The following is a 12,006-nucleotide window of genomic DNA, read 5'->3' as shown; positions in this document are numbered from 1 at the left end:
CGGGCTGCGGCAGCCATACCAAGCCGGATGCGATAAAACACGTCATCGTGTCGCCAGCCCGCCGGGAAATGGCGCGAGTTGCCCGGGCTGTGCCGCGCTTATGCGCCCGCCGGCACGCAATTGCAGGCGGCTCAGATGATTTTTTTCGACCTGAGTTCATCCAGTTTGGCGTCATCGTAAGCCAGCAGCTGATGCAATACCTCATCCGTATGCTGACCCAGCAACGGAGGGGCATCGCGATAGCTGACCGGGGTCGCGGATAATTTCATGGGGCTGGCAACCAGATTCACGGACGTTGCTTCCGGATGTGGCAGATTGATCTTCATGCCGCGCGCCTGTACCTGCGGATCTTCAAACACCTCGTTTAAGCGGTTGATCGGACCGCAGGGAACACCTGCCGCTTCCAGTAATGCAATCCATTCCTGTTTGCTTTTCTTTTTGACCATCTCTGCCAGCAAGGGTACCAGCGTGTCGCGGTTCTGCACCCGTTGCGGATTGGTATTGAAGCGCGGATCGTCGGCCAGCTCGGGTTGTCCGCCTGCCTGCACGAATTTTCTGTACTGACCATCATTTCCGGCAGCGACGATGATATGACCGTCACACGTGGCGAAGGTCTGGTAAGGCACGATGTTGGCATGCGCATTACCCCAGCGCGGAGGCACCTTTCCATTGCACAGGTAATTCATGTTCATGTTCGCCAGCATCGCGACCTGCACATCCAGCAGTGCCATGTCGATGTACTGGCCTTCACCAGTACGGTCGCGGTGGGTCAGTGCGGTCAGGACTGCAATGGTGGCATACATACCGGTCATCAGATCGGCAATCGCCACCCCGGCTTTTTGCGGGCCGCCGCCGGGCAGGTCGTCGCGTTCGCCGGTCAGCGACATGAAGCCGCCCATGCCCTGCACGATGAAGTCGTAGCCGGCACGGTGGGCGTAGGGGCCGTCCTGGCCAAAACCGGTGATCGAGCAGTAAATCAGATCCGGTTTCAGCTGTTTCAGCGATGCGTAATCGAGGCCGTATTTTTTGAGCTGGCCGACTTTATAATTTTCGAGCACGATATCGGATTGCATCGCCAGCTCGCGGATAATCTGCTGCCCTTCCGGGCTTGCGATGTCGACGGTGACCGAGCGCTTATTGCGGTTGGCGGCCAGATAATACGCCGCTTCCGTGGTATCGTTACCGTCAGTATCGCGCAGGTAGGGCGGTCCCCAGCTGCGGGTGTCGTCGCCGCAGCCGGGGCGTTCGACTTTGATGACTTCCGCTCCCAGATCGGCCAGATTCTGCGCGCACCAGGGACCTGCCAGCACGCGTGTCAGATCGAGTATGCGGAGATGCCCTAAAGCAGTTTTCTGAGATGTCGCTGTACCCATCTTCGGTAATCCTTTGAATTGATTGTGATCAGAGAGAGCATGATGTGGCCTTATCCTAAAGTTCTTGCACACCGCGGCGGCGGCATACTGGCGCCGGAAAATACCATCGCGGCGCTGCGTTGCGGTCTGGCGCAGGGGTTTCATGCTGTGGAATTTGATGTCATGTTATCAAAGGATGCGGTTCCTGTGCTGATGCATGATTATGAATTTGGCCGCACGCTGGCCGGAACCGGCAGTGTTGCAGGCAGCACTGCAGAAGCGTTGACGGCAATGGATGCAGGCAGCTGGTTTGGCGCCGAATTCTCAGGAGAGCCGGTGCCGCTGTTTGAAGATGCTGTCGCATTTTGCCGGCACCACGACATCTGGATGAATGTGGAAATCAAACCGGTACCCGGCATGGAGGCGCTGACCGGGGAAGTGGTTGCCGCCTGTTGCGCATCCTTGTTTGCGGATGTGGCGGTCAGCGATGCCGGGCATCTGCCTCTGCTGTCTTCCTTCTCTGTCACTGCACTCAAAGCAGCAAAATCCGCAGCACCCGTTTTGCCACGCGGCTGGCTGACGGAGCGCATCACTCCGGACTGGAAAAGCCAGTGCCAGGAACTGGGCGTCCGTGCCCTGCATACGAATCATGAATCGCTGACGCCGGAGCTGGTGCGGCAGGTCAAGGATGCCGGTTATGGATTGTTCTGTTATACCGTCAACGACCCGCAAAGAGCCTTGGAACTGTTGCGCTGGGGTGTGGATGCATTCTGTACCGACCGGCTGGATCTGATTCCTGCAGATTTCTGATCAGCTGTGACAGGAGATTTTGCTGTTTTTGCAATCAATGTCTCCATTCGCAGCAAGCGCCTGATACGGGCTGCTGTCGCGCAGGTTTTATACCGTATAATCAGAAGTTATCTTTTTAAGCTCTGATCTATCTTCTATGAACTCGTCCGAAATCCGCGATAAATTCCTCAGCTTTTTCGAATCCAAAGGCCATACGCGCGTGCGTTCGTCCAGCCTGATTCCCGGTAATGACCCGACTTTGCTGTTCACCAACTCAGGCATGGTGCAGTTTAAAGATGTATTTCTCGGTCAGGACAAGCGTGCGTATACCCGCGCCACCACGGCGCAGCGCAGTGTGCGTGCCGGCGGCAAGCATAACGATCTGGAAAACGTCGGCTATACCGCGCGTCACCACACGTTCTTTGAAATGCTGGGTAATTTCTCGTTCGGCGATTATTTCAAAAAAGATGCGATCCATTACGCATGGGAATTGCTGACGACGGTTTATAAATTACCGGCGGATAAACTCACAGTCACCGTGTATCAGGAAGATGACGAAGCCTACGATATCTGGAAAAACGAAATCGGTGTGCCGGCAGAACGCATCATCCGTATCGGCGACAACAAGGGCGCGCGCTACGCTTCCGACAATTTCTGGCAGATGGCCGATACGGGGCCTTGCGGTCCTTGTACCGAAATTTTCTACGATCACGGTCCGGAAATCTGGGGTGGCCCTCCGGGATCAGCAGAAGAAGATGGCGACCGTTTCATCGAAATCTGGAATCTGGTATTCATGCAGTTCAACAAGGATGAAGCGGGCGTGCTGCATCCGTTGCCTAAGCCATGCGTCGATACCGGCATGGGCCTGGAGCGTTTGTCGGCCGTGCTGCAGCATGTGCATTCCAACTACGAGATCGATACTTTCCAGAATCTGATCAAGGCCGCCGCCCGTGAGACCGGCTGCACCGATCTGGGTAACAACTCATTGAAAGTGATTGCCGATCATATCCGCTGCGCAGGTTTCCTGATCGTGGACGGCGTGATTCCCGGCAATGAGGGGCGCGGTTATGTGCTGCGCCGTATTACCCGCCGTGCGTTGCGCCATGGCCATAAGCTGGGACAGAGCCAGCCGTTTTTCTTCAGGCTGGTGGCTGATCTGGTTCGCGAAATGGGCGGCGCTTATCCTGAACTGGCCGAAGCCGCAGAACGCGTTGCACAGGTGATCCGTCAGGAAGAAGAGCGCTTTGGCGAGACGCTGGAAAACGGCATGAAAATTTTGGAAGCTGCGCTGGCAAAAGACGGAAAAAATCTGGATGGCGACACCGCTTTCACACTGTACGACACCTATGGTTTCCCGCTTGACCTGACAGCAGACATCTGCCGCGAGCGTAATGTCACACTGGATGAAGCCGGTTTTAACGCGGCAATGGAATTGCAGCGTAAAAAAGCGCGTGAAGGCGGCAAATTCAAAATGGCAGCAGCCATTGAATACAGCGGTGACAAGACCCGCTTTGTCGGCTACGAGCAGTTGCAGCATGAGGCGAAAATCGTTGCCCTGTATGTCGAAGGCAGCCCGGTGAATGAAGTCCAGGCAGGCCAGCATGCGATTGTGGTGCTGGATACGACGCCGTTTTACGCCGAATCCGGCGGCCAGTGTGGCGACTCCGGTCTGCTGACCGGTACTGATGGCGCGGTTTTTGAAGTCAGTGATACCCAGAAAATCCAGGCCGATGTTTTCGGTCATCATGGCGTTCTGCGATCCGGCAAGCTGACCATTGTGCAAAACGTGAAAGCAGAAGTCGCCGGTGAAGTGCGCGCACAAACAATGCGCAATCACTCTGCCACGCATCTGATGCATAAAGCCTTACGCGAAGTGCTGGGCAGCCACGTTGCCCAGAAAGGTTCGCTGGTGGATGCGGATAAAACCCGTTTCGACTTTAGTCACACGGCACCGATGACCGCTGGTGAAATCCGTCAGGTGGAGCAGATCGTGAACCGTGAAATTCTGGCAAATGCCGCGACCTCTGCGCAGCTGATGGCCTTTGATGATGCGGTCAAGCATGGCGCGATGGCATTGTTCGGCGAAAAATACGGCGACGAAGTCCGTGTGCTGGATATCGGCTCTTCGCGCGAGCTGTGCGGCGGCACCCATGTGGCCCGCACCGGTGATATCGGTCTTTTCAAAATTGTGGCTGAGAGCGGTGTTGCAGCAGGCATCCGCCGGGTAGAGGCAGTGACAGGCGAAGTGGCGCTGACGCTGGTGCAGACGCAGAGTCATCGCATCAATGAGGCTGCTGCGGCGCTGAAAGCGCAGCCGGAAGAGCTGACCCAGCGTATTGTCCAGGTACAGGAACACGTGAAGTCGCTTGAGAAAGAACTGGCCGCACTGAAATCCCGGCTGGCATCGAATCAGGGTGACGAGTTGCTTGCTCAGGCCGTCGATGTCAAGGGCATCAAGGTACTGGCGGCAATGCTGGACGGTGCGGATGTGACTGCGTTGCGCGAGACGATGGACAAGCTCAAAGATAAACTGAAAACCGCAGCGATCGTTCTGGCGGCAGTTAATGATGGCAAGGTCAGTCTGATCGCCGGCGTTACCGCTGACAGCACTTCCCGCCTGAAAGCTGGTGATCTGGTGAATTTCGTGGCGCAGCAGGTTGGCGGTAAAGGCGGCGGACGTCCTGATATGGCGCAGGCTGGCGGTACCGATCCATCCGGCCTTGCGGCGGCATTGGCCGGTGTGACTGACTGGGTTCACGGCAGGGTATGATCCACATCCGTCGCGCAGAAGTTTCTGATGCGGCCCAGATTCAGCGGGTCTATGCAAGTTCCGGCGCGTATGGCGGAACCTTGCAGCTGCCGCACCCTTCTGTCGACATGTGGCAGGAGCGGCTGAAAAATCTGGATGCAAAAGATGTCATGCTGGTGGCACTGTGCGACGGCGCGATTGCCGGTAATGCGGTCTTGTATCTGGAACAGAAACAGCGGCGGGCGCATGTGGCAACGCTGGGCATGGGGGTTGCCGATGCGTTTGCAGGGCGTGGCGTCGGAAGCGCTTTGTTGCAAGAGCTGATTCAGCTGGCTGACCTGTGGCTGAACATTCTCAGGATTGAGCTGATCGTTTTTTGTGACAACGCAGCAGCGATCCATCTGTATCAGAAATTCGGTTTTCAGATCGAGGGAACGCACCGCGCCCATGCCTTGCGGCACGGCGTTTTTGCAGATACATACTCCATGGCCAGACTGCATCCGAATCCGCCGGCGATTACGCAGGGCGGCTGCTGATGGAGTTCCGCTTTTGCCCGGTCTGCGCTACGGAGCTGATTCAGCGTCCGGATCACGCCGACATGGGCAGGCTGCGGCTGGCATGCCCTGATGGACATTGGACGCATTGGGATAATCCTCTGCCTGTGCTTGCTGCGCTGGTGGAAATTGACGGCAGAATTCTGCTGGCACGCAATGCGGCCTGGCCAGAAAAAACGTTTGCACTTATTACCGGATTTATGGAACGCGGTGAAACGCCGGAGCAGGGAATCGCGCGTGAACTAAAAGAAGAAACCAATCTTGATGCGCAGCACATCAACCTGATTGGCGTTTATGAGTTCATTAAAAAAAACGAAGTGATTATCGCCTATCATGTCAGAGCCGATGGTGAGATTCGACTGTCTGAGGAGTTGGTGGAATATCGCCTGATTGAGCCGGAGAAACTTCGCCCCTGGAATGCCGGGACCGGATATGCCATGGCAGACTGGATGCGTTCCCGTGGTCTGGAACCTGAAATGATGAGCTGGGGCTCCACGGAGTGATCTGTTGAACGCAGGAAAACCGGGTGTTTTGCCCTATTGCTGTGCAAAAAATTATCGGAAAAATAACGAAGTGTTGTTAGTGTGTTGCATTGCACCATCCCAATGAAATTTCCGGTAGAATTGGTGCATCGATGTTTTTGCGGATGGTCTTATGCTCTCTGCTGCTACAGGAAAAATCATGCAATTCAATAAAGAACTGGACGCCCGTGGACTGAATTGTCCATTGCCTATTCTGAAAACCAAAAAAGCCCTGGCAGAAATGATTACCGGTGAAGTTTTGCATGTGCTGGCCACCGACCCGGGTTCAGTCAGAGACTTCAAGGCGTTTTCCAAACAGACCGGCAATGAATTATTGTCCCACCTTGAAAGCAGTAACGAATTTGAATACTTCATCAAGCGCAAGTAAAATTCCGGAATTGTCCGGCGCTGACTTGGCTGAGAAATAAAAAAACCCGCTCTGGCGGGTTTTTTTATTTTCCGTTTCAGGTCGTAAGCTGCGATTTACCCCGGAACATCAAAGCATTGTGTGTCGCAATTTGTGTCGTAATCCGTGTCGATTAGGTATTCAGTTCTACACAGAATGCCGATAAAAAAGGAACGATCGTGCTAAATTATATAGAAACCGCTTCATTTCGATTTATAATCACTAAGATTTACGTATACGTCAATTTCCGCAACGATGCCCACAAGGTCTGAGTTTGTCTGATTGACGGGGCAGATCAGGCTGTATGGTGTAACCGGTTCAGCTTGTCCGGCCGGATGCACCGTGACGGCGTGTCGCAACAAATTGAACAAGCATTGAAATATATTCCGCAACACCAACTGTATTCCCTCATTAGCTCATAAAGGCAGAACTATGAAAGTCCTGGTACCAGTCAAACGAGTAGTTGATTACAACGTCAAAGTGCGTGTCAAATCCGATGGCACAGGCGTGGATATCGCTAACGTCAAAATGTCGATGAATCCTTTCGATGAAATCGCCGTGGAAGAAGCAACGCGCCTGAAAGAAGCTGGTGTCGTGACTGAAGTCGTTGCTGTGTCTTGCGGTGTGGCGCAATGTCAGGAAACATTGCGTACTGCAATGGCCATTGGCGCGGATCGCGGCATTCTGGTTGAAACTGATGCTGAGCTGCAACCGCTGGCTGTAGCGAAATTGCTTAAGGCACTGGCTGACAAAGAGCAACCGCAACTGATCATTCTGGGCAAGCAGGCGATTGATGATGACTGCAATCAGACGGGTCAGATGCTGGCGGCATTGCTGGGCTGGCCACAGGCGACTTTCGCATCCAAAGTGACTGTCGCTGACGGCAAAGCAACCGTCACGCGCGAAGTGGATGGCGGTCTGGAAACCGTTGCACTGACTTTGCCTGCGATCGTGACAACGGATTTGCGTCTGAATGAGCCACGCTACGTGACTCTGCCTAACATCATGAAAGCGAAGAAAAAGCAGCTGGATAACGTCAAGCCAGCCGATCTGGGCGTGGACGTTGCTTCCCGTGTTAAAACACTGAAGGTTGCAGAACCAGCAAAACGCAGCGCAGGGATCATGGTTCCTGACGTGGCAACGCTGGTTTCCAAGCTGAAGAACGAAGCAAAAGTAATTGGCTGATAGCTGACTGCAGCTGATTCACTCACGGATTGCTTGATCACATCTTATTGACAAATTTCTTCACCAGATCGCAAGCTGGTGATTTATTAAGTGGAAAACATCATGACTACACTCGTCATCGCTGAACACGACAATGCTGGCCTCAAGGGCAGCACTTTAAATACCGTTACTGCCGCGACTCAATGCGGCGGTGATGTGCACGTACTGGTTGCCGGCTCGAATGCGGGCGCAGCAGCGGCAGCAGCGGCACAGATCGCTGGCGTGAGTAAGGTATTGCATGCCGACGCAGCACATTTTGCGGATGGCCTGGCAGAAAACGTGGCTGAACAGGTACTGGCTGTGGCTGCTGGTTACAGCCATATCCTGGCGCCGGCAACTGCCTACGGCAAAAATATCCTGCCACGCGTCGCAGCCAAACTCGACGTTTCTCAAATTTCTGAAATCACTAAAATCGATGCTCCAGATACTTTCGAGCGTCCGATTTATGCCGGTAATGCGATTGCAACCGTGCAATCCACCGATGCAGTGAAAGTAATTACTGTCCGTACAACAGGCTTTGATGCTGCTGTTGCTACAGGTGGTTCTGCGGCTGTTGAAGTCATTGCTGCTGTTGCTGATTCCGGTAAATCAGCGTTCGTTTCGCGTGAAGTTGCCAAGTCTGATCGTCCAGAGCTGACCGCTGCAAAAATCATCGTTTCCGGTGGTCGCGGTATGGGTTCTGCAGATGCGTTCAAAGTGCTGGAACCTCTGGCAGACAAGCTCGGTGCAGCGATGGGTGCATCCCGTGCAGCGGTCGATGCAGGTTTTGTACCGAATGACTGGCAAGTTGGTCAGACCGGTAAGATCGTTGCTCCGCAACTGTATATCGCGGTTGGTATTTCCGGCGCGATTCAGCATCTGGCAGGTATGAAAGACTCCAAAACGATTGTAGCGATTAACAAAGATCCGGAAGCGCCGATTTTCTCCGTTGCTGATTACGGTATCGTTGGTGATCTGTTTGAAATCGTGCCACAGCTGGTTGCTGAATTAGGCTGATTTCAGTGAACTTTCGGGCCGCTATCCGGCCCTGACTGGACAGAATGAGTGGTTTGTCGCGCCATTGACAGCAGTGTTTTTGTTGTTGTGACACATTGCTGATTCTGTCCTTTTTCTTTTCTATTTTTAGGAAATGCCATGACATATGTCGCACCTGTGAAAGACATGCTGTTCGCGATCAATGAACTCGCCGGTTTGTCGGAAGTGAATGCTTTACCCGGTTGTGAAGACGCCACGCCTGAAACGGTTGAGGCGGTGCTGGAAGAAAATGCCAAATTTGCTGGCGAAGTGGTCGCGCCGCTGAATTGGGAAGGCGATAAAGCACCGAGTTACTGGCAGGACGGGCAGGTGTTTACCACCAAAGGCTTCAAGGAAGCATTTAAGATGTTCGGCGAGGCCGGCTGGCAGGGTGTGCAGCATCCGCAGGAGTTTGGCGGGCAGGGTTTGCCGAAGCTGGTCGCGACACCGTGCATAGAAATGCTGAACTCAGCCAGTATTTCATTCGCACTGTGCCCATTACTGACTGATGGCGCTATTGAGGCTTTGCTCACAGCCGGTAGTGATGAGCAGAAGGCGATGTATCTGGAAAATCTGATTTCCGGTAAATGGACCGGCACCATGAATCTGACGGAGCCACAGGCGGGTTCCGACCTGGCGATGGTGCGCAGCCGCGCCGTTCCTCAGGGTGACGGTACATACAAAATTTTTGGCACCAAGATTTTCATCACTTATGGTGAACACGATATGGCGGAAAATATCGTGCATCTGGTGCTGGCACGCACACCGGATGCGCCGGAAGGTGTGAAGGGTATTTCCCTGTTTATCGTACCGAAATTCCTGGTCAATGCCGATGGCAGTCTGGGTGCGCGCAATGACGCACACTGTGTATCGATTGAGCATAAGCTGGGTATCAAAGCCAGTCCGACTGCGGTGCTGCAATTCGGTGACCATGGCGGCGCGATAGGCACGCTGGTCGGTGAAGAAAACCGTGGTCTGGAATACATGTTCATCATGATGAATGCAGCCCGTTTCGGTGTGGGTATGCAAGGCATCGGTGTGGCAGAGCGCGCGTATCAAAAAGCCGTGCAGTATGCCAAAGACCGCATCCAGTCGCGTGATCTGGCTGGCTCCGCCGGTCCTGTGGCGATCATCAATCATCCCGATGTGCGCCGTATGCTGATGTCCATGCGCGCGCAAACAGAAGGAGCGCGTGCACTGGCGTATGTGGCTGCCGGACTGAGCGATATTGCGCATCATCATGCGGATGAAGCGACACGCAAAGCGAATCAGGCTGTGTATGAATATCTGGTTCCTATCGTCAAGGGCTGGTCGACTGAAATGTCGCTGGATGTGACATCGACAGGCGTACAAGTGCATGGCGGGATGGGTTTCATCGAAGAAACCGGTGCGGCACAGCATTACCGCGATGCCAAAATCCTCACAATTTACGAAGGCACAACGGCAATTCAGGCCAACGATCTGGTCGGGCGTAAAACAGCACGGGATGGCGGCGCGACGGCAAGGGCATTGATTGCGCATATCCGTGAAACAGAAGCTGCACTGACAGCAACGAATCAGCCTGAATTACTGGCTATCCAGAAGCAACTGGCGGCGGGTTCTACTGCGCTGGAAGATGTCGTGGCTTATGTGGTTGCGAATTTCAAGCAAGACATCAAGGGTGTATTTGCGGGCAGTGTGCCGTACCTGAAACTGGCAGGCATTGTGCTGGGTGGCTGGCAGATGGCGCGTGCCGCATTGATTGCACAACAAAAACTGCAATCGGGCGACAGTGATAAAGCCTTTTATCAGGCAAAAATTACGACAGCCCGTTTTTTTGCTGACCATATCCTGTCTGCAGCGCAAGGACTGCGTTCTGCAATCGTTGATGGCAGTGCCGGTGTGCTGGCTTTGCCGGAAGATATGTTCTGAAGCTGAAGCCTAGTGAAATGGCCCGGTAATTTGCCGGGCCATTTTTTTCATTTTTTTATTTAATATTACTCGCTGGCAGGTATTGCCTGTCGCGGTTCAGCCGTAAGCGCCGCCTGTGTAAAGCAAATCGAAAGCGCGGGCTATGACAGCAATCAGTGCCGTGGCGCCCAGACCGGTTGTCAGTACCAGTAGCAAGGCCAGCGGCCAGGAGGAGTTGTTGGTTCGGTCGGATGCCGGATTGTGACGGTGATCCCATTTTTCATCAGGTGTGAGGCCGGTCACCAGTGCTTCCAGAAGGGCGGCAAAAAAAGAGAGTAGCAGCGGGCTGTAGGTCAGCAGGGTGGGCCATCCAAAAAAATAATGGCTCCATAGCAGGGATAGTGGCAAGCTGGCGAGGTGCAGCCAGGCCCATGGGTCGCGTTTGCCTCCAAGGTAAAAACGATGAACGCCGAGGCTGCCAGTTATGACAGCTAAAAATGTTGCTAATGTTTTATTTTTGTGAGTCATTTCAAGTCAATTGTTGCAATCGGCAGTCCGAGGATTGTAGTTGAATCAGGGTGTTTGTGTTGAGATGCACACGTTTTATGGGCTACGGTGGGATATTCCTTGCTTGTTTCTTCTGAAGCGGGCTATAATCTACAGCTTTTTCCGCGTTTAGAACATTTTTTGGAAATATTATGGTCGTTATTCGTTTAGCTCGTGGTGGTGCAAAAAAGCGCCCTTTCTACAATATCGTTGCAACTGATTCCCGCAATCGTCGCGATGGTCGTTTTATTGAGCGTATCGGTTTTTACAACCCGATCGCTTCCGGCAATGCTGAAGAAGTGCGTGTTGCAGCAGACCGTCTGGCTTACTGGCAAGGCGTTGGCGCACAGTTGTCGCCAGCAGTTGCCCGTCTGGTTGCTCAGGCTGGTAAAGCAGCAGCGTAATTGCGTTGTCGCTGATGTCGGTAGAACTGCCTGTTCCTGATGATTTAGTCCTTGTCGGGCATATCTCAGGAGCGTTTGGTGTTCGTGGATGGGTGAAAATCCGTCCCTACTCGCGTGATGCAGATGCAATGTTGTCCGCTAAAAACTGGTGGATCAATAAGCCGGAATTGCGGAGCATAGAGCGTCTCGAAGCAAAAAATCATGGCGAGGATGTGGTTGCCTGCCTGGTTGGCGTTGCTGACAGGAGTGCCGCTGAAGCATTAAAGGGTGCGGTAGTCAGTATTTCCCGCAAACTCTTTCCTGCTCTGGGCAAAGATGAGTTTTACTGGGTTGATCTGCTGGGTTTGTCGGTAGAAAACCTGGAAGGCCAGCCTCTCGGCATCGTCCGGGATCTGATGGACAACGGTGCGCACCCGATTCTGCGTGTTGCTGCCCACGACGTGCCTGAAACCGAGTTGCATAAACATGAAATCCTGATTCCTTTCGTGGATCACTTTGTGAAACATGTGGATCAGGTTGCCCGCACCATTCAGGTTGACTGGGGTGTTGATTATTAA

General features: G+C 53.6%; 12 protein-coding genes. 10 read left to right on the top strand and 2 right to left on the bottom strand.

Annotated elements, in window-relative coordinates; translation table 11 throughout:
• Positions 1-131 precede the first annotated feature (131 nt).
• Entirely contained in the window at positions 132-1,373 is a 1,242-nt protein-coding gene (locus H8K27_RS08440) for a CaiB/BaiF CoA transferase family protein (RefSeq protein WP_186862761.1), read from the bottom strand.
• 42 nt (positions 1,374-1,415) lie between these two features.
• Here H8K27_RS08440 and ugpQ point away from each other — a divergent pair, with 42 nt between their 5' ends.
• The 8 genes from ugpQ (at position 1,416) to H8K27_RS08400 (ending at position 10,520) form a co-directional block, all read left to right on the top strand.
• Positions 1,416-2,162: a glycerophosphodiester phosphodiesterase gene (gene ugpQ, locus H8K27_RS08435; RefSeq protein ID WP_186863091.1), complete on the top strand. Its 747-nt coding sequence runs from the start codon at positions 1,416-1,418 to the stop codon at positions 2,160-2,162.
• A gap of 136 nt (positions 2,163-2,298) precedes the next feature.
• On the top strand, positions 2,299-4,911 hold the full coding sequence (gene alaS, locus H8K27_RS08430) for an alanine--tRNA ligase (RefSeq protein ID WP_186862760.1): 2,613 nt from the start codon (positions 2,299-2,301) through the stop codon (positions 4,909-4,911).
• Entirely contained in the window at positions 4,908-5,426 is a 519-nt protein-coding gene (locus tag H8K27_RS08425) for a GNAT family N-acetyltransferase (protein ID WP_186862759.1), read from the top strand. The genes alaS and H8K27_RS08425 overlap by 4 nt, the downstream gene beginning before the upstream one ends.
• Complete coding sequence (locus H8K27_RS08420; protein ID WP_186863090.1) at positions 5,423-5,947, top strand: NUDIX domain-containing protein; 525 nt, start codon at positions 5,423-5,425, stop codon at positions 5,945-5,947. The genes H8K27_RS08425 and H8K27_RS08420 overlap by 4 nt, the downstream gene beginning before the upstream one ends.
• Before the next feature lie 178 nt (positions 5,948-6,125).
• On the top strand, positions 6,126-6,353 hold the full coding sequence (locus H8K27_RS08415; RefSeq protein ID WP_176802563.1) for a sulfurtransferase TusA family protein: 228 nt from the start codon (positions 6,126-6,128) through the stop codon (positions 6,351-6,353).
• Between the two features lie 450 nt (positions 6,354-6,803).
• Positions 6,804-7,556 (top strand): electron transfer flavoprotein subunit beta/FixA family protein, encoded by a 753-nt coding sequence (locus H8K27_RS08410; RefSeq protein WP_186862758.1) that lies wholly within the window; start codon positions 6,804-6,806, stop codon positions 7,554-7,556.
• 102 nt (positions 7,557-7,658) lie between these two features.
• Entirely contained in the window at positions 7,659-8,591 is a 933-nt protein-coding gene (locus H8K27_RS08405) for an electron transfer flavoprotein subunit alpha/FixB family protein (protein ID WP_186862757.1), read from the top strand.
• Positions 8,592-8,729: 138 nt separating this feature from the next.
• Entirely contained in the window at positions 8,730-10,520 is a 1,791-nt protein-coding gene (locus H8K27_RS08400; RefSeq protein WP_186862756.1) for an acyl-CoA dehydrogenase, read from the top strand.
• 96 nt (positions 10,521-10,616) lie between these two features.
• Here the strand turns inward: H8K27_RS08400 and H8K27_RS08395 are convergent, their stop codons facing one another.
• Complete coding sequence (locus H8K27_RS08395) at positions 10,617-11,027, bottom strand: NINE protein (protein WP_186862755.1); 411 nt, start codon at positions 11,025-11,027, stop codon at positions 10,617-10,619.
• A gap of 170 nt (positions 11,028-11,197) precedes the next feature.
• On the opposite strand from H8K27_RS08395, the gene rpsP reads away from it, so the two are divergent.
• A complete protein-coding gene (gene rpsP / locus H8K27_RS08390) occupies positions 11,198-11,449 on the top strand; it encodes a 30S ribosomal protein S16 (protein WP_176802558.1) in 252 nt (83 codons plus the stop codon).
• Positions 11,450-11,463: 14 nt separating this feature from the next.
• Positions 11,464-12,006, top strand: a complete 543-nt coding sequence (gene rimM / locus H8K27_RS08385; protein WP_329604367.1) for a ribosome maturation factor RimM — start codon at positions 11,464-11,466, stop codon at positions 12,004-12,006.

Origin of the sequence: Cognatundibacterium griseum, assembly GCF_014284195.1 — a bacterium.
Taxonomy (GTDB): Bacteria; Pseudomonadota; Gammaproteobacteria; order Burkholderiales; family Burkholderiaceae_D; genus Undibacterium; species Undibacterium griseum.
The sequence above is the reverse complement of the archived record's forward strand: the minus strand, read 5'-3'. Positions and strand labels throughout refer to the sequence as shown.